This is a genomic window from Fusicatenibacter saccharivorans (genome assembly GCF_015557635.1).
GTDB classification, from domain to species: domain Bacteria; phylum Bacillota; class Clostridia; order Lachnospirales; family Lachnospiraceae; genus Fusicatenibacter; species Fusicatenibacter saccharivorans.
This window is the reverse complement of record NZ_JADNOP010000002.1, coordinates 271,045-291,130: the sequence shown is the minus strand read 5'-3', so window position 1 is coordinate 291,130 and position 20,086 is coordinate 271,045. Positions and strand designations below refer to the sequence as shown.

Sequence of the window (20,086 nt, the reverse complement as noted above, 5' to 3'; positions counted from 1 at the left end):
TTTTAAAATAGTGCATATTCCGCAAGAACTGCGCATCCGTTCCAGAGGAACGGAGCGCCATTCCGCTTCAAACTGAGCAAAGCTCAGCAGGTTTATTAGTTACCGTTGTTTACTCTACGATCTCTGCCAGGAAATTCAAGACGATATGCCTTGGATGTCATTCGGCTTAAGCAGGCATCTGCATAGGTGGAATCTCCAGATTGTCCCTGATAAATAAGAGGCGAAATGACCATGTCCTTTTGACGTAGTTCATGCTTTGTCATGTTTATACCAGCTCTGGACGAAGACAGACATTCCTTGTATTTGCGGTCTGCAAAGACAGCATCGTAACGGTACTTGTGAGCAATGGAACAATGATGGATGGCTTTCGGACATCCATTACAGACGTAAGGAGCCTTATCAAGACGGTTACACTGTTCTTTAACGAAATCAGGACAGGTTTGGTTACAGGTTGGACAGGAAGTACACTTAATGTTGCAGAGTATGATTTTCCTGCATACATTTGTTTTTCTGCAGTGATATCTATGAATGCAGAAGTTGTGAGCGTTAAGGAAGGATCCTTTATGATACCAATCACTTACACGATGGAGTTTCACTTCCTTCGAAATAGTTGTAGGATCTTTGCATAAGAAGCGGGCGATATCTTTAAAAGTGCTGCCGTTATTCAGGGAACGCTCAATGTATTTACGGTCTTCAAGGGAAAGATGTTTCTGGTTACCAGGAATATATTTACTCATAGAGATCTCCTTCTACTGCTGTCAGAAGGTCTTCATGAGCATAGCACGAATATATGAAAGATTAAACTCCACTCATGTAGGAGTAAATTCCACCGCATAAGCGGACGATGGAATTTACTTTTGAAATTTTCAGTGAAAGAATTTAGCTTTTAATCACATGACAACGACAGGGTATGATGCTATAATGAGTTTAAAAATAAGAAACGGGGTGACGTTGTATGATGTATCCATATATGACACTGGCAGATGAAACGGAGATTGTTCATTCACAAATTGTTGAAAAAGATGGAATGAAAAAAGTTATTGTAAACTTTGAACGACCAACAGAAGATGGATTTGATTCGGCAAGGTGTGAATTGCCTGATTACAAATGGACAGAACGCCAAGGATATTCGGATGAAGAAATAGCAATGTTTGAAGAACTCCTGCATAGTAATGCTCATTTGCTATACCGGTATGCGGAGAATGGGGGGATTCAAATTGCCTAAATTGTTTATGGTATGTGGATATACGGTATATTTTTGGTCTAATGAAAATGGAGAACCAATTCATGTTCATATATCAAAAGGTAAGCCTACTCCAAATGCGACTAAAATATGGCTTACAAAGTCAGGTGGATGCATTTTAGCAAGTAATGGAAGTAAAATTTCCAAGAAAGAGCTGAATGAATTGATGGAATTTATATCAGCACAGTTTTTCTTTATTTGTGCAAAATGGAAAGAGGCATTTGTGACGGATGAGATAGGATTCTATTGTTAAGCATATTGTAACTTATAGTACATCGGGGACCGGTCCCAAGGCGGTCAATCCAAAAGAAGATCACTATAATTCTGATACAAAGATAAGATTAAAAGATTTTCCTAATATTCCCATGACCTTAGCAAACGAGACACATGGGGGTATGCCCTATGAAAATGAATAGAAAAAGCGAGTAAAACGGCAGGGGTCTCGAAAAGGAGACGGCTGCCGTTTTACTCGCTTTTTACCAGGGTTTTCCAGCAGTACGATAGTTCCCGTCTACTCAGATTTTCATAGGGTCAGACCCCTAGAGTTGCGTGGACCAAAGGCTCTGGGCGACATCCGGGGCGTGACCTACATATACGGAATGTTCTACCGCTTCGGACTGATTGATGTGCCGTAAACGAGGCAAAGCAGAAGATAGGATCAACTTGCCATTTGAGTTCCCAAATGGTAAAATCAAAATGCACTGGGATATAATATCCTTTGCCTGTTAATGTAGCTTCGGAAAGGGCGTGGAAGAATGGCAGCGACGTTAAAACTTCCGGTTGGTGTCGAAGATTTTAAGGAAATTCGCCAACAAGGTTTTTACTATATTGATAAGACAAGACTGATTGAACAGCTTCTTGACAGCTGGGGAAAGGTAAATCTTTTTACAAGGCCCCGCCGTTTTGGTAAGACCTTAAATATGAGTATGCTCCGAAACTAACGGATAATGAAAAACAAAGATATGGCGCGCTTGTCCGAATGCAGGACGGAAAATACGCAATGGACGAAGATACGCTGGAATCGGCACTTCAGACATTGCAGAACAGATTATGTCATCGACTGGCTTTTGGGATGATGTCACTGTGTAAAAACTATCTCAAAGATCGTTCCACCGGACGGGCTGGACTGAACGGTTATTCTGCCGTCATGTACGCGCACGATTTCACGAACCAGGGCCAGCCCAAGGCCTACTCCGCCGAGCTGGCGGCTTCTGGATTTATCTACACGAAAGAATGGTTCAAATATGCGTTCTTTTAATTCAGCCGGGATTCCGCTTCCGGTATCTTCTACGGACAGGCAGATGCTTTTTCCCTTCCGGTATGCGGTTACGGTAACCTGTCCGCCGAAATGGTTGTATTTGATTGCATTCTCAACAAGATTGTATACCATCCGGTAAATCAAAATGTCACTTCCGACCATCGTGGTATCTTTACAGTTCCCGATCAGTTTTATCTCCTTTTCCTGGGCAAGCGGTTCCAGATCCACCAGTACTTCATCGACGAGGGCGTCAACGGCAATGGTTTCATCCCTGCTTACTGTTTGAAGCTCACTCATATCGAGCAGTGTCTTGACCATTTTGCTGAGTCGGCCGTTTTGCTCCGTCACCATTTTCAGTGTTTGTAAGGTGTCGGCGTCATTGCCCGGATGCGGGGTGGAATGGTATAAATCGAGCTGTACCTGCATGACAGACAATGGGGTTCGAAGCTCGTGTGCTGCATTTGCCGTAAACTGTCTCTGGATTTCAAAAGCATCTGCGAGACGTTCCAGCATCTTGTTATACGAAATACGAAGCTGGTTCAGCTCTTTTACTTTGTTTTCTTCAATGCGCGAATCGGCCAGATTCTGTGCCTGCACCTCCTCAATTTTTTCAGAGAACTCACGAATGGGCCGAAGTGCATGGCCACTGATAAAATAGGTAGCGACACCGCCAAGAAGGGCCAATAAGGCGGAAAGGATCAGGCTGTTTCTTTTGTAGTCTGCTTTATTGTTGTACACCTGAACAGAGAAATCTCTGGCAAATTCATCCCACTTGTCCTCCGGAATGCTGATATAGATTTGATCGGAACCGTCTGCGGTACCGTCTCCGCCCTGATCTCCGGCATCATCGCCCCGGGCATCTACGGTCTCCTGCAGGGAATCGATATAATAAATTCCGTTTTTATAGACAAGCAGGGTCAGACATCCACAGATGACCGCAATATACAGGGTAATGATACAGGTAAGTCTCCACTGCAGTGATATTTTTTTCATCGGTCGGACTCCTCTCGTATTTGATATCCTTCGCCTACTTTATTTAAAATCGGATCGTATCCAAGTACCGCCCTGAGCTTTCGGCGAAGCGAAGACATATGGACGCGGATGGATCCGCTGAAGCTGTCCACGGAGGCATCCCAGACATGCTCGATCAATTCTTCCTGGCTTACCGGTCTGCCAAGGTGAAGAAGCAGATATTCCAAAATGCCGTTTTCTTTTCTTGTCAGGGAAACCAGGGTTCCGTTGGCATAGGCCTCTCGTTTGATGGTATCGAATTTGATCCCGCCACTTTCCAGACAGACATCCTTCTGCACAAATTTTCTTCTTGTCAGACTGCGGATCCGCGCTTCCAGCTCCTGCAGATGGAACGGCTTTTCCATATAATCATTTGCCCCGGCATCGAGTCCTTCTACTTTGTCTGCAATCTGTCCTCTTGCAGATAAGATCAGCACCTTCGTTTCTTCGTTTTCCTTCCGGAGTTCTTTTAGAAGATCCATTCCGTCCATGCCGGGCAGATTGAGATCCAGGACAATCAGATCATAATTTTCTGCCAGGATGCATTCCAGAGCCTCCGCGCCATCATAGCAGGTATCTACCTCGTACCCGGCGGCGTACAGACTTCTGGCAACTGTGTCACACATTTGTTTCTCATCTTCCACGATTAATAATCTCAAAATTTTTTTCACCTGCCCATTTCTTAACAATGATTTTACAACAGCTATTGTATAATATCAGAGTCAGCTGGTCAATCAATAAAATCAAAGGAGCAACCACATTTTGAAATGCAGAAAAATATCTCAAATTGTTTTAGTTATCACAGGCATAGCAATGATGGGCTATGGCGCCGTCAGAGGGGAAGCGGCTGCTGTGCTTGGGAAAGCAATTAAATTATGTCTGGAGTGTGTCGGAATTGGATAAGAAAAAGAAGTTACGATCAAAGAAAATAGCCGGAATACGCGGGTGGATCCAGGCAGCGGCCACACTGCTTACCAATCCTCATATCCCCAATTTTTTTCAGGGCAAAATATATCAGGGCAAAGCGAAAACGGTATGCGTACCGGGACTAAACTGTTATTCCTGTCCTGCAGCGACGGGAGCGTGCCCCATCGGAGCCTTTCAGGCGGTTGTCGGATCATCCAAATTTAAGTTTTCCTACTACATAACCGGGTTCCTGATTTTACTCGGCGTGACACTGGGAAGATTCATCTGTGGTTTTTTGTGTCCGTTTGGATGGTTTCAGGATTTGCTTCACAAAATCCCCGGAAAGAAATTCTCCACGGCCAGACTGAAGCCGCTGCGGTATCTGAAATATATCATCCTTGCTGTTTTTGTAATTCTTCTGCCGATGTTTGCAACGAATTCGATCGGGATGGGAGATCCATTCTTCTGCAAATATATTTGTCCGCAGGGCGTTCTGGAGGGGGCGATCCCGCTTTCCATCGGAAATGCCGCAATCCGGTCTGCACTGGGCAAGCTGTTTTCGTTTAAATTCGGTATTCTGATTACGGTTGTCGTGCTCAGCATCTTGTTTTACAGACCCTTCTGCAAATGGATCTGTCCTCTTGGGGCAATCTATTCCTTATTTAATAAGGTAAGCTTTTTACATATCACGATTGAAAACAGCAAATGTGTCGGATGCAATCAGTGTTCCAGGGCATGCAAAATGGATATCGACGTGTGCCGGACTCCCAATCATCCGGAATGCATCCGATGCGGAGCCTGCATCAAGGCCTGCCCGAAGGATGCGATCCACTATCAGTTTCTGGGAAAAACGTGTCAGAAAAAGGACACCGGAGATCAACAGTCAGAGATCAGAAACCATTGATTAGCAGCAGATCACGAAGCATCGAAGGATGATATTGAATTTTTGTTTTTTACATTATACTATCTTAAAAGGAGCCATAATTTATGAAAACCAAAAGAACTTTTATCCCTGTTTTTACACTCAGCGTAGCATTATTACTTACCGCATGCAACGGAAAAGAGGCTGCAGACACAAAGAAAACGCAGACAACCCAGACGGAATCCGGCACAGAAGCTGTTACGGGATCTGTTGCGGAATCCGAAACCGAAACGGCAGGGGCTTCCGGCACAAAGCTGGACGATTTATATCAGCAGGAAAACCAGATTTTTGCAGATCATGCGGATGTATGGAACAAGGTGTTTGGCATGATGAATAAAAGCACGGCTGATCCGAGCGGAAATTATGGGGATTATCTGGCAGACACGGTTGAAGCCAACAAGGACTCTTTTTCAGAGGACGAGCTGAATACACTGACGGATGATATTGCAACGATACGAAAAATCGAGGAACAGATAGCGGAAATGGAAAATGGCAATACAGCATCGGAAGATAGCAACGCGAAAAACGATTCCGAAGAGGCATCTCCGTTCCGGGATTTTTCGGGTCAGGATTATGATGGCAACACAGTTGACGAAAGTCTGTTTTCCAAAAATGCGGTAACGGTCGTGAATTTCTGGTTTACCGGCTGCAAGCCTTGTGTTGCTGAGTTATCCAAGCTGAACGAATTAAACGATGCAATCAAATCCATGGGAGGCGAGGTTGTAGGCATCAACACAGAAACCTTCGACGGAAATCAGGATGCGATCAAAGAAGCAGCAGCGGTTCTTGAAAGCCAGGGTGCGAAATACCGCAATCTTTCCATTGACTCTGCTTCCGCTGCAGGAAAGTATGCTTCCGATATTATGGCATTTCCGACCACAATCTTAGTCGATCGAAATGGAAATATTGTGGGAGAACCGATGCTCGGCGGAATCGACAATCAGGAGAATTATGATACGCTGATGAAACAGATCCAGTCCGTGATTGATGCAGACAGCGCGAAGTAAGACGAGAGCTGCGGCGTTTTTTGGGAGAGAAAATGGGAGTGCGAAAAAACAAAGTTACGTTTTTTCGCACTCCTTTTCATAACAAGATTTTAAAAAAATACATTTACGAAACGATGTACTGTGCTGTACCTGTCCCGAAAAGCTGCTCGGTGCTTAGAACAAGAGCTGAGGTCACACGGCGATTCCCCACATATATGCACACGTTTTCGGAACCACCAGTAATCCGACCTTTGGTTTTGATAGCAGCCATTTGACAAACAACAGCCGGGTTCCTGCTCTGCGAAAGGGCAGAAAATAAGGAAAACTTTGCGCAATTAAAAGGAGCATACCGCAGCAGCGATATGCTCCTTTTGAACTACCTGGGTAAATATTATTCACAAAGTTTGGAGAAAGCGTCAGCTACGAACTGAACTTTTGTTCCAACGATAACCTGTACAGAGGTTTTGCCAGGTTTGATCACGCCTGCCACGCCGGCAGATTTGATTACCTTGTCGTTTACGGCAGTGATATCTTTCACTTCCAGTCGCAGTCTTGTAACGCAGTTATCAATGCTTGTGATGTTTTCTTTTCCGCCGCAGCCTTCCAGAATTTTAGCTGCGATTGCGGTATAGTTATCACTTGCCAGTTCTACTTTTTTCTCTGCTTCGAGATCGTCATCTTCGCGTCCAGGAGTCTTCAGATCCCATTTCTTGATAGCAAACAGGAATACGAAGTAGAATACGAGGAATGCTGCGATTCCAAGCGGAATGATCAGCCATATTTTCTGTGCTGCGGGCAGTGAGGATGAGAACAGGAGGTCCATAGCACCGGCGGAGAAGCTGAATCCTGCACGGAAGCCGAGAGCAACTGTGATCATAGTAAAGATACCATACAGTAATGCATAGATTACGTACAGAACAGGAGCAAGGAACATAAATCCGAACTCAAAAGGTTCTGTAACGCCACAGATGAATGCGCAGACTGCAGCAGAAGCTACCAGACCGATCGTAGCTTTTTTCTTTGCAGGTTTTGCACATCTTACCATAGCAAGTGCAGCACCAGGAATACCGAACATCATACAGGGGAAGAATCCGGACATGTACATACCAAGGCTCCAGGTTACATCAGCAGATGTTTCACCAGCCCAGAAGTGCTTCAAGTCACCAAGACCGATCGTGTCAAACCAGAATACATTGTTCAGAGCGTGATGTAATCCGGTCGGGATCAGCAGACGGTTCAGGAATGCATAGATACCGGCACCGACAACATCAAGGCTGACAATAGATTTACCGATTGCTACCAGAGCACCGAACAGTAATGGCCATACCAGTAACAGAACAGCAGATACAACGATAGAAACAACACCGGAAACAATTGCTACACAGCGTTTGCCGCTGAAGAAGGATAACCAGTCCGGAAGCTTGGTGTCTTTGAAACGGTTATAGCAGGCAGATCCGATGATACCGGCCAGGATACCGATGAACGGGTTTTCGATCTTGTCAAAGGCCAGCGTCTTTGTAGCACTCTCAGCGATGGACGGGATGATAGTTGTAACAACTCCGGTAGAAAGAAGTGTTGTGATCATCAGCCAGGATGCCAGAGCTGCGATTCCGCCGGTACCGTCATTCTTTTCTGACATACCGACACCAACGCCGATTGCAAAGAGGATTGCCATGTTGTCGATCAGAGCTGCTCCTGCTTTTACGAGAAACAGACCGATCAGGTTTACTACGCCCGAGATCTCGCCGCCCTGCATCGTTGCCGGACACAGCCGGTATCCGATACCCATCAGGATACCGCAGATCGGCAGTACTGCTACAGGAAGCATGAGGGCTTTCCCTAGTTTCTGAAGAAATTTCATATATTTCTCCCTCCTTAAAAGATAATTTATATAACTGGATACCTCCAATTAGATACGTGAATTTACCGAATCCATCCAATATACTTACAAAAGCAAGTGCAGAAAAGACATTGAGAGTGCATTTCACAAAAGCAAGTGAGAAAAGACTTCAAGCGTACATTTCATAAAAGAAGAGGATGAAGATTCATCTGACGAAAGATCAAAAAAAGATCAGGAAATACTGAGAACGGCTTCGTCTAAGGAAACTTCGCCCTCTTTTTTCAAGCTGATTTTCTCGTAATCATCGGTATTGCAAATCAGTACCGGAGTGACTGTGTTCAATCCGGCTCCGGTGATCTTGTCCAGATCGACATCCATCAGAAGATCTCCTTTTTTGACCTGATCGCCGGCTGCAACGTGTGCGGTAAACGGTGCGCCCTTTAGTGTAACCGTATCCAAGCCGATGTGGATCAGGATTTCGGTTCCGGAGCTGCTTGTGAGCGTGATGGCATGAAGAGTATCAAATACCATGGCTATTTCACCGTCTGTCGGTGCATAAATTTTTCCCTCAGACGGAATCACTGCAAATCCGTCCCCCAGGATTTTTTCGGAAAAGGTAGGATCCGGGACTTCGGAAAGCGGAACTACTTTTCCTTTGCAAGGTGCGTAAAGAACATTTTCTTTGTTCTTTCCTTTTAGAAAATGAAACATAAAATTGCTATCTCCTTTCGAAAATAAGGTGCGATGTTTTTTCGGGATAGGGATCCGAGTTCATCTGTAATTACGTTGAGTGATTTTTTGTGAAAAAATTTGGTATTTTACCCTTTGATCCGTTCTGTTTGACGTAAAAAGTCAACAAAATGCCGTTGGAAAAGGAAACAGAGTATTTATTAAAAACAAAATTGCATAATTCTACACGAACTTCTCAATAGATTATATACATAATAACTGATGCGTAAGGATTTGTAAATACTTTTTTTGATATTTATGACAAAAGAATCTACTTTCAAAAGGAGAAAAATCGGTAGTTTAACCAACTAATGCGTTACTGCGATAAAAGAAGAATATACACACATTGGGGTCAGACCCCATTACTGTTGTGGGAAACTTTTGGGCGGTTCCTGTTTTTGGGCTTGAAATTCGAAAAATCTTTATACAATCTTAATGCCATGGAAAAGGTATTTATACGTTTTTAAAACGGAAGTCTCTAAAATAAGGAGGAATCAAAAAGAAGGAGTAAAAAGAGAAATGTGGAGTATAAAACTGCGATACAGGAAACAATGGTCGTCGTTTGAAATTATCATTCTTGGATTTGCGGGGGTAATTCTGGCAGGAGCACTGCTTTTGATGCTTCCTGTGGCTTCGCGGGAAGGAAATGTAACGCCATTTACAGAAACACTGTTTACTGCAACATCAGCCGCCTGTGTGACAGGACTGGCAGTCAGAGATACAGGAAGCTACTGGTCCGTCTTTGGACAGAGCGTGATTTTGCTGCTCATTCAGATCGGTGGTCTTGGTGTGGTTACGATCGCTGTTTCGATTGCGATGCTTTCCGGGAGAAAAATTTCCCTGATGCAGCGAAGCACGATGCAGGATGCGATTTCTGCCCCGAAGGTAGGCGGAATTGTGCGCCTGACGCGTTTTATCCTCAAAGGAACCTTTGGAATTGAACTGTTGGGGGCGTTGTTTCTTCTGCCTGTTTTTTTACGGGATTACGGCGGAAAAGGAATCTGGATGGCGTTGTTTCATTCTGTATCCGCATTCTGCAATGCAGGATTTGATCTTCTTGGAAAAACGGATCATCTGTATCCGTCCCTGACTTCTTATGTGGGAAATCCACTGGTTAATCTTACGATTATGGGGCTAATTGTAACAGGTGGAATCGGATTTCTGACCTGGGATGATATCTATACAAAAAAATACCATTTTCGTCAGTACTGCATGCAAAGCAAGGTGATCCTGCTTACAAGTCTGTTTCTGATTTTTGTTCCGGCGGCCTTCTTTTTCTTCCGGGATTTCGCTGGAATGCCGGTCAAGGAGCGGACGCTCTGCGCATTGTTTCAGTCCGTGACAACAAGAACGGCCGGATTTAATACGGCAGATCTTTCCGGGATGACAGGTGCTTCCCAGGCGATTATGATTGTTCTGATGATGATTGGCGGAGCACCGGGATCAACGGCTGGCGGAATGAAAATTACCACATTTGCCGTGCTGACAGCTAATGCGTCTGCTACGTTCCGTCAGAGAGAGGACACACAGATGTTTGGACGCAGGGTGGGCCAGGAGGTATTAAAAAATGCATCTACGATTCTGATGATGTATCTTTTTCTGGTGCTGATGGGAGGAATGGTGATCAGTGTGGCAGAAAATCTGCCGATTTCTGAGTGTCTGTTTGAGACAGCATCTGCTGTTGGAACGGTTGGCCTGACGCTTGGAATTACGCCGCAGCTCGGTGTTCTTTCGAAAGGAATTCTGATCGCACTGATGTTTCTTGGAAGGGTTGGCGGTCTGACGCTTGTTTATGCTGCGATGCCGGGGAGAAAGAGCGCACATGCAAAAATGCCGCTGGAAAAAATAAATGTAGGATAAGAAGAGAGGAAGAGATGAGATGAAAAATATTTTACTGATTGGAGTAGGAAGATTTGGGAGACATATTGCCATGCATCTGAATCAGCTTGGACATCAGGTGATGGCGGTAGACCGAAATGAGGAACGGATCGATGCCGTGATGCCGTATGTGACAAATGCACAGATCGGTGACAGTGTCAATGCAGACTTTCTGCGATCCCTTGGTGTGGGAAATTATGATGTCTGTATTGTGACGATCGGAAGCAGCTTTCAGGATTCGCTGGAAACCGCATGTCTTTTGAAGGAGCTGGGCGCAAAATGGGTCGTGTCCCGGGCAGAACGGGATGTACAGGAAAAATTCCTGTTGCGGAACGGAGCGGATCAGGTTGTTTATCCGGAAAAACAGATGGCAAAATGGACAGCAATTCGTTACAGCTCGGATCATGTGTTTGACTATATTGAAATTGACAGTCAGTATGCGATTTTTGAGGTTGAAATCCCGGAGAACTGGATTGGAAAAAATGTCGGCCAGCTGGATATCCGGAAAAAATACGGTATTAATATTCTGGCAACAAGAAAATATGGAAAAACAGATGTTGCGGTGTCTCCGGAGACAGTTCTGAATGGCGATGCTACCATATTGGTTCTTGGTGAATATAAAGCGATCCAGAAATGTTTTCGAATCTGAAAGAGAGGTGATTTCTGTGTTAAGTGTAGGACTGCTCTTCGTTACCCTGGTCGGTTTTTTGTCTGGAGGCGTGCTCGTAGATCAGATAGAGACATTTTTCACGGAAAACAGAAGAGAGGAACCGGAAACGGGACAAAATTTCACGGAAAACAGAAAACAAGAACAGGGAACGGGAGAAAAAAAGATTTCCTGACTATAGCTTTCTCTTCATTTATGATCTACAATAGGAGGTGGGGTGAGACAGTTGGAAAAAGAAAAACAGAAAAAAGAAAAAAAAGAGCATATCCTGGTGTGCTTGTCTTCTTCGCCATCCAATGAAAAAATTATTCGGACTGCGGCGCAGATGGCACAGGCGTTTCAGGCCGGCTTTACGGCATTGTATGTGCAGACAGCAGAAAAAACAGAAAAAACACCAGAGGATCTGGCAAGGCTGCAGAAGCATGTTCGTCTGGCAGAGCAGAGCGGGGCAGAAATTGTAACGACACACAGTGAGGATATTGCCCTGCAGATTGCAGAATACGCAAGAATTTCCGAGGTGACGCGGATTGTCATTGGAAAGAGCATGATGAAGCAGGGCTATTTCCATCAGCGAAGGGTGTGGACCGAGCGTCTGACGGATCTTGTGCCTGATCTGGAAATTCACATCATTCCAGACTCAGACGTGTACCGGAGATATCAGAAACGAAAAAAATTTCTGGAGTGGATGGAGCTGCCTTCCTGGAAAGAACTGATGCTTACGGTTCTGATTCTGGCTGCTGCGACCGGAATTGGAGAAATCTTTTTTCGGCTCGGTTTTACCGATGCCAATATCATTACCGTATATTTGTTTGGCGTCATGCTGACATCTATTCTGACCAGCGGTTATACCTGTAGTGTAATCAGTTCTGTGGCAAGTGTTATCCTGTTTAATTATTTTATGACAGAGCCAAGGCTTTCGTTGTATGCGTATGGTTCCGGCTATCCGGTGACCTTTGCGATCATGCTTGGCACTTCAATCCTGACCAGTACGCTTGCTTTAAAATTGAAAGAAAATGCAAAGCTTTCTGCACGAGATGCCTTTCGAACCAAGATTCTTTTTAATACCAGCCAGCTTCTGCAAAAGGCAGAGGATGCGTCAGAAATTTTTGATATTACGGCAACGCAGCTGATAAAGCTTCTGGGAAGAAATCTGGTTGTGGCGCCGGTAGAAAAAAAGAAAAACGGCATTGTGCAGGGAACTCTTTATAACGCCGAAACAGGAATAAAATCAGAAAAAGTTTTTAATGTGAAAGAACAGGAAATCCTGCAGTGGGTTCTGAAAAACCGGAAACGGGCGGGAGCTATGACAGAACGTTTTTCTGAAGAACCGTATCTGTACCTTTCCATCTATGCGGCACAGAACAGATATGGTGTGATCGGCATTTTCATCGGACAAAAGCCACTGGATGCGTTTGAGAACAGTATCCTGCTTTCTATTCTGGGAGAGTGCGCCATGGCACTGGATCGGGAACAAAGTGCGAGAGAAAAAGAAGAGGCGGCAGTCATGGCGAAAAATGAGCAGCTTCGGGTGAATCTGCTGCGGACGATTTCCCATGATCTGCGCACACCACTGACATCAATTCTCGGCAATGCAGACTCTTTGATCAGTAACTTTGACGCACTGGACGAAGGAATGCGGAAACAGATTTTTTCGGATATTTATGAGGATGCCGGATGGCTGATTGAACTGGTGGAAAATCTGCTTGCGCTTACGAAAATAGAAGATGGAAGTGTAAAACTGCAGTTATCCGATCAGGTGGTTGAGGATGTAGTACGTGAGGCGCTGCGCCATGTAGAACGGCGGAAAAACGAACATGAAATTACGTTGGACTGCGGGGAAGATGTACTGCTCGCCCGCATGGATGCAAAGCTGATTGTACAGGTATTGGTAAACCTGATTAACAATGCAGTAAAATATACACAGGCAGGATCCAAGATCCGGATTACAGCCGGAAAAGAAGAAAAAAACGTATGGATTGCGGTGGAGGATAATGGACCCGGCATTCCGGCGGAGTGCAGGGAGCATGTATTTGAAATGTTCTATTCCGGAAAAAATAAGGTGAGTGACAGCCGCAGAAGCCTTGGCCTTGGGCTGGCGCTGTGCCGTTCCATTGTAAATGCGCATGGCGGGGAACTGGTGCTTCGTGACTGCGCTCCGCACGGCTGTCATTTTCGTTTTACGCTGCCGCTCAGTGAGGTGAATTTAAATGAATAAGACATTGATACTGGTTGTGGAAGACGATACGTTGGTCCACAACCTGATTACGACAACACTGAAAACACACGATTATAAATAACCACATTGGGGTCAGACCCCATTACTGTTTAGAAATTTTGTTCTTGTTTTGGCAATTCTGACACTGCAGACTGTGCTGAATGACAATATCAAAACGGCAGAAGATGTTGAAACTTATCTGGGTCTTAACACCCTGGTCGTTGTTCCGGATTTTGGAAGCAAAAAGAAATCCAGAAGACGAAGAAAAGACTGAACATAAACACAGAAAATTAAAAAGGAGCATCTCCGGTTTCGAACTTGAAACCTGGAGATGCTCCTTTTTCGTATGCTGCAGAATGAAAAATTATTCTCCCGCCACCGTCACATCCCGCAGCAGTACCGCACACGGTACCACGCGGTTGTTTATCTGCTGTGTCTCTTTCGAGAAAGTCAGATTTTTCAGCACATCGTCATAACGGGCGGAAAGTGATCCGCTGGTTGTCGGATGGGAGGTGGTTCCGTCGCTCTCATACGCGAGCCGGATCTCACCGCCGCAGGTGCCGCTTACGGCATCCATATCAAACGCACTGAAATCGGTGATTTCTATATGCGGCATGCTGCGCAGCTCGTCGAGTGTTTTCGAACCGCCTTCAACTACCATGTTATTCATGGAAGTAGTATTCTTCATGCCGATATAATGGGCATGCTGAAGGCTGCCCCAGTAGGAGCGGCAGATGCCGTTTTCAAACAGAACGCGCTCGGCTACCGGCATACCGGTTTCGTCGTACGGCGCGTTTTTGGCAGAGCCGTCGAGCGTCGGCACGAGGCGGATATTCAGCGGATCGGCATCTGCGCCGGTGATGGCTTCGCCGATTTTTGCTTTTGCAACGCCCATATACTGATAAGAAGCGTTGGTATGCATGGCAAAATACTGGAAGAAACTGCCGACGGCATTTCCGGTCAGGAGAACATCAGCATGCTCATTCTGGCGGGTCGGAACAGCATTCAGACGCTGGCGGCCGGTGTGGAACATTCCGCGCACTTCGGCGATGATCTTCTCGGCAGATTTGTCGGAGAAGCGGAGATCCTTGTAGATCTCAATCTCATGATCATCCTTGCGGGAGTTTGTGACAACCTCGATCTCGCAGTCAAAGCCGGAGAAGGTGACATCGACACCGCGGGAATTGCGGATGTGTGTCTGCTTCTGGTTGACGAAAATCTCATAGGAGTTTACGCGGGAATCCTCTTCCGCCTTGATTTCCTGCATAGCCTGCACCAGTTTTACGAGTTCAGCGGTAAGATCGCGGGAAGCATCAGCCATGTCGGCGCTTGCTTGGGCATCCGATGGCTCTGCAACAGGGTACCATGGGTTCTGCACAAACTGTGCGGCGAACAGCGCCTGGTCAATTTCCTGCTTCATTTCTTCGCGGGAAATGCCCTGGTGGATCTCTTTTTCTGCGCTTCCGCGGAATTTTCCATCCTCACTGTCGACAAAGACGGTCAGAAACGTATGAGTTACTTTTTTCGCGCGGCTCATGTCGAGCTTCTGACCGATGAAAAATGCCTCGCGGGATTCGGTCTGCTCTTCGCGGATCAGAAAGTCGCTGGCTTTGCTTGTTTTTAATACATCGTATAATTCGTTCATCAGCCTAACCTCACTTTACATTTCAGATACGGGCCGCCATCGCTGACTTTGACCCATTCTTTGTGACCTTTTCCGCACATGCCGGAGCCGAAGAGCTCTTCTTTGTCGGAAACCATGGAGATGCTCTTTAAGAGATCCGGAACGTAGCCGGTCAGGGTGACAGGAGATACGACTTTTCCGGTCAGCTTACCGTCTTTGATCTCGCGGCCGAGTCCGACCATGCACTGGATGCCCCAGTGTTTCGGGTCTTCCATACCGGACTGAACGCTTTCGAGAAGATAGCCGTGCTCAATCGAAGCGATCATATCATCGAGTTTATCTGTGCCTGCGGTGAAGTAGGTGTTGGTCATACGGGAGTAGACTTTGCGCTCGAAGCTCTCGCGTTTTCCGTTTCCGGTCGGCGTGGTGCCAAGGCGGAGTGCGCTTACGAGATCGCTGATGCCGGTAACGAGTGTACCGTGGTCGATGACCGTGGTGTCGGTGCCGAGCGTTCCCTCATCATCAAAAAGATAACTGCTGACCTGCTGTGCGCCGACTGCTCCGTCGTGCATGGAGGAGAGCTGGGAGGCAACAGGCTTGCCGATATACTCTTTGGCGAGTGCGCGGTTTTTGACAAACATATCCATCTCGACACCGTGGCCGAATGCTTCGTGTGCAATCACGCCGGTGACATCCGGTGCGGTGATGACATCGTACATGCCAGGGATGACCGGATCGGAGTGGAGCTTGTCGTACAGAACGGCGATGATTTCCTCAACAATCGCATCCATCTCATTTAAGATTTCCACGCCTTTCAGGCCGGAGCAGGAACGGTACGACATATTCTGTTTTCCGTTTTCTGTGCCGATTGCGGAAAGGGAGCCCTCCGAGAAAGCGTAGGACTGCATCAGATCCTTTTTGGAGGAGAGGAACAGCTTGTTGACACGGGCGAAGCTGACGGTACTCTGGAATTCCAGAATTCCTTCATGGGCAGCGCCGGCGTTGCAGAGCTTCCGAAGGTGGGAGAGAATCTCCTCTGCGGAGACGGTCTCCGGGTCAATCTCGATTTCATTCTGCATCGTTTTGGTGATGGCTTCTTCCTGCACGAGAGGAGACTCCATCTGCGCGATGCCGAGTGCCTTTAATGCCTGAAATTCGGATTTCAGCGCGGAAGTAATTTCCTCCGCAAGATCTGCGGCATCGGTGAGGTTGTTGAAGGAATATTCGGTGTAGGAACCGTCCTGCCATGCACGGACAACGAAGCCGCGTTCACAGAAGTGATAATCGCCGACGGTGGTCTGATGCATGCTGACGCGGTAGGTCGTACCTTTGACATCGGTGCAGAGCACGCTGACATAATCGAATTCGCGCTCGAGCAGACGGATCAGTTCCTGAATCTGTGGTTTGATTTCCACAAGATAGGATGACATTGGAACCTGCATAAGTTTGGTGTCCTTTCTGGAGCCTGCCGGAGTGTTCGATAGAGAACCTGCGCCGGGGCTCAAAATAATAGAATCCGGAAAAAATAGTTTCGAAAAAATCCCGAACATAGTTTCATTATAGAAGTGGGAAATGGAAAAAGCAATAAAAAAAGGTTGACAAAATGAATTTTGATGATATACTTTGAATATCAAAACATTTGAAAAGAAAAATGTTTGAGAATGAAATAAGCAAGAGGACAGTAAGGTGAAAAACGGCAGAATTGCGGGAACCGGTTCGTATGTACCGGAGACGATATGGAAAAATGAAGATCTGGAAAAGATGGTGGATACGAGCGATATCTGGATCCGGGAGCGGACGGGAATCGGTGCGCGCCACATAGCCGGGGAGGAGACAGTTGCCCAAATGGCAGTAAAGGCGGCGAGAAGAGCGCTGGAAAATGCCGGGATCTGTTCGACAGAGCTGGATCTGATTCTCGTCGGAACCTCTTCGTCGGAGAGTATCTTTCCGAATACCGCCTGTCTTGTGCAGGATGAAATCGGTGCTTTCCGTGCCGCCTGTCTCGATGTCAGCGCCGCCTGCACCGGGTTTCTTGCGGTGTATGAACTGGGCCAGCTGTATATCCGGAGCGGCAAGGCAAAAAACGTGCTGCTGATCGGCGCAGATGCCCTGAGCCGCCTGGTGGACTGGCACGACCGCGGAACCTGCATTCTGTTCGGGGACGGCGCGGGAGCCATTGTGCTGACGGCGGAGGAACAGGAGACAAAAGCGTGCGAAAAGATCCATTCCGATGGAGAAAAAGGCGTGTCGCTGACCTGCGAAAAGGGAACGTATCTGCAGATGGACGGCCGTGCCGTGTTCCAGTTTGCCTTATCCCGCGTGCCGGAAGTCATCCGCGAGGTGCTCGCGGAAGCCGACATGGCGGTCGAAGAGATTGATGCGTTTATCCTTCATCAGGCAAACAGCCGCATCATCGACGGCGTGGCAAAACGACTGAAGGCACCGAAAGAAAAATTTCCGCGGAATATCGAAGCATACGGCAATACGTGTGCGGCGAGCATTCCGATTCTGCTGGATGAGTGGAACCGGTCTGGCAGAGCCCAAAAAGGACAGAGAATCGTTCTCTCCGGTTTCGGAGCAGGACTGATCTGGGGCGCGGCGTACCTGGAATGGTAAGAAACGCCCATATAAAATAAGAAGAATAAGAAAAAAAGTGAGGACAAAAACATGTTAGAAAAAGTAAAAGAAACCGTAGCAGAAGCACTGGGAGCAGATATCGATACCATCACAGCGGAGACTTCCTTCAAAGAGGATCTCGGAGCAGATTCCCTGGATCTGTTTGAAATGGTCATGTCCCTCGAGGACACCTGCGGCGTGGAAATCCCGACCGAGGATCTGGAAACGATGGTAACTGTCGGTGATGTTGCAGAGTATCTGGAGCAGCACAAAAACTAAGAAAGATCGGGAAGCAGGAGGAAGCGATTCATGATCACAGAAGTGACAAAATTACTCGGGATTCAGTATCCAGTCATTCAGGGCGGCATGGCCTGGGTGGCGGAGCATCATCTGGCAGCGGCAGTTTCCGAGGCCGGCGGCCTTGGCCTCATCGGAGCATCGGCGGCACCGGCAGAGTGGGTTCGGAATGAAATCCGCGAAGCAAAAAAACTGACGGACAAACCGTTCGGCGTCAACATCATGCTGATGAGCCCGTATGCGGATGAGGTGGCAAAAGTGGTTGCCGAGGAAGGCGTAAAAGTCGTTACGACGGGCGCAGGAAATCCGGAGAAATATATGGAACTGTGGAAAAACGCTGGTATCCGCGTCATCCCGGTGGTCGCTTCTGTGGCTCTTGCAAGACGAATGGAGCGCGCAGGCGCAGATGCCGTTGTGGCAGAAGGATGTGAGTCCGGCGGCCATATCGGCGAGACGACAACGATGGCACTCGTTCCGCAGGTGGCAGATGCCGTAAAAATTCCGGTCATTGCGGCCGGTGGAATTGCGGACGGACGCGGCATGGCAGCAGCCTTTATGCTGGGTGCCGAGGCGGTTCAGATGGGAACGCGTTTTGTCGCTTCGAAAGAGGCCGTTGTGCATGAAAATTACAAGCAGCTGGTGATCAAGGCGAAAGATATTGATACCCGCGTGACAGGCCGCACAACCGGTCATCCGGTGCGGGCGATCCGAAATGAGATGACACGCCATTATCTGGAACTGGAAAAAGAGGGAGCTCCGTTCGAAGAGCTGGAAAAACTGACGCTCGGCGGTCTTCGAAGAGCCGTTGTGGACGGCGATGTCAAAACCGGAAGCGTGATGTCCGGTCAGATTGCAGGTATGGTAAAAGACGAGAAAAGCTGCAAAGAAATCATAGAGCAGATGATGAATGAGATGGAAGAACTTCTGAAAGGAGCACCGGCGCGGTTATGAGTAAAACAGCATTTATGTTTCCTGGACAGGGTTCCCAGTGTGTCGGCATGGGCGCGGATTTTTATGAAGCATGTCCGAAAGCGAGAGCCGTCTACGATATGGCATCCGAGCTGATCGGGATTGATATGAAAAGACTCTGTTTTGAGGAAAATGAACATCTGGATCAGACAGAGTTTACCCAGATTGCACTGCTGACAACCGGAATGGCGATGGAGCAGTCCATCCGGGCGTGCGGCCTTACGCCGGATGTGACAGCGGGCCTCAGCCTTGGCGAGTACAACGCGATTGTGTCCGCCGGCGGTATGGAAATGGCGGATGCGATGAAGGTCGTCCGCAGAAGAGGCATCCTGATGGAGGAGGCCGTTCCGGCAGGCGAGGGCGCGATGGCGGCGGTGCTCGGCATGGAAGATGCAAAAATCGAAGAGATTTTGAGCGGGATTTCCGGCGCCTACATTGCCAATTACAACTGCCCGGGTCAGATTGTCATCACCGGATATGAGGCGGCAGTGGCAGAGGCTTCGGAAAAGTTAAAAGAAGCAGGCGCAAAGCGGGTACTTCCGCTGAACGTAAGCGGCCCGTTCCATTCCCCGATGATGGAAGCTGCGTCCCAGGGGCTGACCGAAGCGCTCGAGGGCGTCGGCTTTATGGAGTTGAAGATTCCGTATGTGACGAATGTAACCGGCCAGTATGTGCGTGATACTGCACTGACGCGCGGCCTTCTGATCCAGCAGGTGGCATCCGGTGTGCGGTGGCAGCAGAGCATCGAGGCAATGATTGCGGACGGCGTTGATACCTTCGTGGAGATCGGACCGGGAAGAACACTGACCGGCTTTTTAAGAAAAATCAACCGGGAGGTAAAAGGTTACAATATCCGCACCTATGAGGAAATGCATCAGGTGTGCGAAACTTTATTATAGATAGTGGATTATGCAGCAGGAGAATG

Annotated in this window: 18 protein-coding genes and 3 pseudogenes; 14 read left to right on the top strand and 7 right to left on the bottom strand. The window is 47.3% G+C overall.

Annotation, left to right across the window (positions count from 1 at the left end):
• Positions 1–197: 197 nt before the first annotated feature.
• Positions 198–737: pseudogene (locus I2G42_RS03195) on the bottom strand (helix-turn-helix domain-containing protein); the annotation flags it as partial.
• Positions 738–955: 218 nt separating this feature from the next.
• Between I2G42_RS03195 and I2G42_RS03190 the strand changes: the two are divergent.
• From I2G42_RS03190 to I2G42_RS03180, 3 genes and pseudogenes are all read left to right on the top strand, one after another.
• Positions 956–1,225 (top strand): hypothetical protein, encoded by a 270-nt coding sequence (locus I2G42_RS03190; protein ID WP_055227428.1) that lies wholly within the window; start codon positions 956–958, stop codon positions 1,223–1,225.
• On the top strand, positions 1,218–1,496 hold the full coding sequence (locus I2G42_RS03185; RefSeq protein WP_055227426.1) for a DUF4160 domain-containing protein: 279 nt from the start codon (positions 1,218–1,220) through the stop codon (positions 1,494–1,496). Before I2G42_RS03190 ends, I2G42_RS03185 begins: the two co-directional genes overlap by 8 nt.
• A 502-nt stretch (positions 1,497–1,998) precedes the next feature.
• Positions 1,999–2,181, top strand: a pseudogene (locus I2G42_RS03180) (AAA family ATPase); the annotation flags it as partial.
• 140 nt (positions 2,182–2,321) lie between these two features.
• On the opposite strand, the gene I2G42_RS03175 reads toward I2G42_RS03180, so the two are convergent.
• Together I2G42_RS03175 and I2G42_RS03170 are read right to left on the bottom strand one after the other, a co-directional pair.
• Entirely contained in the window at positions 2,322–3,494 is a 1,173-nt protein-coding gene (locus I2G42_RS03175; protein WP_055227423.1) for a sensor histidine kinase, read from the bottom strand.
• A complete protein-coding gene (locus I2G42_RS03170) occupies positions 3,491–4,138 on the bottom strand; it encodes a response regulator transcription factor (protein ID WP_022461282.1) in 648 nt (215 codons plus the stop codon). The genes I2G42_RS03175 and I2G42_RS03170 overlap by 4 nt, the downstream gene beginning before the upstream one ends.
• A gap of 133 nt (positions 4,139–4,271) precedes the next feature.
• On the opposite strand from I2G42_RS03170, the gene I2G42_RS16790 reads away from it, so the two are divergent.
• From I2G42_RS16790 to I2G42_RS03160, 3 genes are all read left to right on the top strand, one after another.
• Positions 4,272–4,415, top strand: coding sequence for a CD1871A family CXXC motif-containing protein (locus I2G42_RS16790; protein ID WP_055218540.1), 144 nt, complete (start codon positions 4,272–4,274; stop codon positions 4,413–4,415).
• Positions 4,408–5,322 (top strand): 4Fe-4S binding protein, encoded by a 915-nt coding sequence (locus I2G42_RS03165; RefSeq protein ID WP_022461281.1) that lies wholly within the window; start codon positions 4,408–4,410, stop codon positions 5,320–5,322. Before I2G42_RS16790 ends, I2G42_RS03165 begins: the two co-directional genes overlap by 8 nt.
• A gap of 83 nt (positions 5,323–5,405) precedes the next feature.
• A complete protein-coding gene (locus I2G42_RS03160; RefSeq protein WP_055227421.1) occupies positions 5,406–6,347 on the top strand; it encodes a TlpA disulfide reductase family protein in 942 nt (313 codons plus the stop codon).
• Positions 6,348–6,717: 370 nt separating this feature from the next.
• Here I2G42_RS03160 and I2G42_RS03155 read toward each other — a convergent pair whose 3' ends face one another.
• Positions 6,718–8,187 carry a PTS transporter subunit EIIC gene (locus I2G42_RS03155; RefSeq protein WP_055227419.1) on the bottom strand — a complete coding sequence of 490 codons (1,470 nt, stop codon included), beginning with the start codon at positions 8,185–8,187 and terminating at the stop codon, positions 6,718–6,720.
• A gap of 210 nt (positions 8,188–8,397) precedes the next feature.
• A complete protein-coding gene (locus I2G42_RS03150) occupies positions 8,398–8,877 on the bottom strand; it encodes a PTS sugar transporter subunit IIA (protein ID WP_055227417.1) in 480 nt (159 codons plus the stop codon).
• Between the two features lie 537 nt (positions 8,878–9,414).
• Between I2G42_RS03150 and I2G42_RS03145 the strand changes: the two genes are divergently transcribed.
• From I2G42_RS03145 to I2G42_RS16785, 4 genes and pseudogenes are all read left to right on the top strand, one after another.
• The gene (locus I2G42_RS03145) at positions 9,415–10,755 is read left to right on the top strand and encodes a TrkH family potassium uptake protein (RefSeq protein WP_117804786.1); all 1,341 of its coding nucleotides are present in this window, start codon (positions 9,415–9,417) and stop codon (positions 10,753–10,755) included.
• 19 nt (positions 10,756–10,774) lie between these two features.
• On the top strand, positions 10,775–11,422 hold the full coding sequence (locus tag I2G42_RS03140; RefSeq protein WP_117813603.1) for a potassium channel family protein: 648 nt from the start codon (positions 10,775–10,777) through the stop codon (positions 11,420–11,422).
• A gap of 235 nt (positions 11,423–11,657) precedes the next feature.
• Complete coding sequence (locus I2G42_RS03135) at positions 11,658–13,655, top strand: ATP-binding protein (RefSeq protein ID WP_238061486.1); 1,998 nt, start codon at positions 11,658–11,660, stop codon at positions 13,653–13,655.
• A pseudogene (locus I2G42_RS16785) lies at positions 13,648–13,734 on the top strand (DNA-binding response regulator); the annotation flags it as partial. The gene I2G42_RS03135 and the pseudogene I2G42_RS16785, both read left to right, overlap by 8 nt.
• A 285-nt stretch (positions 13,735–14,019) precedes the next feature.
• On the opposite strand, the gene I2G42_RS03125 reads toward I2G42_RS16785, so the two are convergent.
• The gene (locus I2G42_RS03125) at positions 14,020–15,300 is read right to left on the bottom strand and encodes a metallopeptidase TldD-related protein (protein WP_173815461.1); all 1,281 of its coding nucleotides are present in this window, start codon (positions 15,298–15,300) and stop codon (positions 14,020–14,022) included.
• Positions 15,300–16,721 carry a TldD/PmbA family protein gene (locus I2G42_RS03120; protein WP_117760983.1) on the bottom strand — a complete coding sequence of 474 codons (1,422 nt, stop codon included), beginning with the start codon at positions 16,719–16,721 and terminating at the stop codon, positions 15,300–15,302. Before I2G42_RS03120 ends, I2G42_RS03125 begins: the two co-directional genes overlap by 1 nt.
• A gap of 244 nt (positions 16,722–16,965) precedes the next feature.
• On the opposite strand from I2G42_RS03120, the gene I2G42_RS03115 reads away from it, so the two are divergent.
• The 4 genes from I2G42_RS03115 to fabD are packed head-to-tail and all read left to right on the top strand — an operon-like array spanning position 16,966 to position 20,060.
• On the top strand, positions 16,966–17,895 hold the full coding sequence (locus tag I2G42_RS03115; RefSeq protein ID WP_117801509.1) for a beta-ketoacyl-ACP synthase III: 930 nt from the start codon (positions 16,966–16,968) through the stop codon (positions 17,893–17,895).
• A gap of 51 nt (positions 17,896–17,946) precedes the next feature.
• Positions 17,947–18,174 carry an acyl carrier protein gene (gene acpP / locus I2G42_RS03110; RefSeq protein ID WP_022462597.1) on the top strand — a complete coding sequence of 76 codons (228 nt, stop codon included), beginning with the start codon at positions 17,947–17,949 and terminating at the stop codon, positions 18,172–18,174.
• 30 nt (positions 18,175–18,204) lie between these two features.
• Positions 18,205–19,143 carry an enoyl-[acyl-carrier-protein] reductase FabK gene (fabK, locus tag I2G42_RS03105; RefSeq protein WP_022462596.1) on the top strand — a complete coding sequence of 313 codons (939 nt, stop codon included), beginning with the start codon at positions 18,205–18,207 and terminating at the stop codon, positions 19,141–19,143.
• Positions 19,140–20,060, top strand: a complete 921-nt coding sequence (gene fabD / locus I2G42_RS03100) for an ACP S-malonyltransferase (RefSeq protein ID WP_195530730.1) — start codon at positions 19,140–19,142, stop codon at positions 20,058–20,060. Before fabK ends, fabD begins: the two co-directional genes overlap by 4 nt.
• Positions 20,061–20,086: the final 26 nt, after the last annotated feature.

What these genes read in the sequence shown, in the direction of transcription:
- I2G42_RS03170 (WP_022461282.1), bottom strand. Translation starts at nt 4,138, where the DNA reads ATGTGTGACACAGTTGCCAGAAGTCTGTACGCCGCCGGGTACGAGGTA.
- I2G42_RS03120 (WP_117760983.1), bottom strand. Translation starts at nt 16,721, where the DNA reads ATGCAGGTTCCAATGTCATCCTATCTTGTGGAAATCAAACCACAGATT.
- I2G42_RS03145 (WP_117804786.1), top strand. Translation starts at nt 9,415, where the DNA reads ATGTGGAGTATAAAACTGCGATACAGGAAACAATGGTCGTCGTTTGAA.
- I2G42_RS03160 (WP_055227421.1), top strand. Translation starts at nt 5,406, where the DNA reads ATGAAAACCAAAAGAACTTTTATCCCTGTTTTTACACTCAGCGTAGCA.
- fabD (WP_195530730.1), top strand. Translation starts at nt 19,140, where the DNA reads ATGAGTAAAACAGCATTTATGTTTCCTGGACAGGGTTCCCAGTGTGTC.
- I2G42_RS03150 (WP_055227417.1), bottom strand. Translation starts at nt 8,877, where the DNA reads ATGTTTCATTTTCTAAAAGGAAAGAACAAAGAAAATGTTCTTTACGCA.
- I2G42_RS03175 (WP_055227423.1), bottom strand. Translation starts at nt 3,494, where the DNA reads ATGAAAAAAATATCACTGCAGTGGAGACTTACCTGTATCATTACCCTG.
- I2G42_RS03140 (WP_117813603.1), top strand. Translation starts at nt 10,775, where the DNA reads ATGAAAAATATTTTACTGATTGGAGTAGGAAGATTTGGGAGACATATT.
- I2G42_RS03190 (WP_055227428.1), top strand. Translation starts at nt 956, where the DNA reads ATGATGTATCCATATATGACACTGGCAGATGAAACGGAGATTGTTCAT.
- acpP (WP_022462597.1), top strand. Translation starts at nt 17,947, where the DNA reads ATGTTAGAAAAAGTAAAAGAAACCGTAGCAGAAGCACTGGGAGCAGAT.
- I2G42_RS03155 (WP_055227419.1), bottom strand. Translation starts at nt 8,187, where the DNA reads ATGAAATTTCTTCAGAAACTAGGGAAAGCCCTCATGCTTCCTGTAGCA.
- I2G42_RS03125 (WP_173815461.1), bottom strand. Translation starts at nt 15,300, where the DNA reads ATGAACGAATTATACGATGTATTAAAAACAAGCAAAGCCAGCGACTTT.
- fabK (WP_022462596.1), top strand. Translation starts at nt 18,205, where the DNA reads ATGATCACAGAAGTGACAAAATTACTCGGGATTCAGTATCCAGTCATT.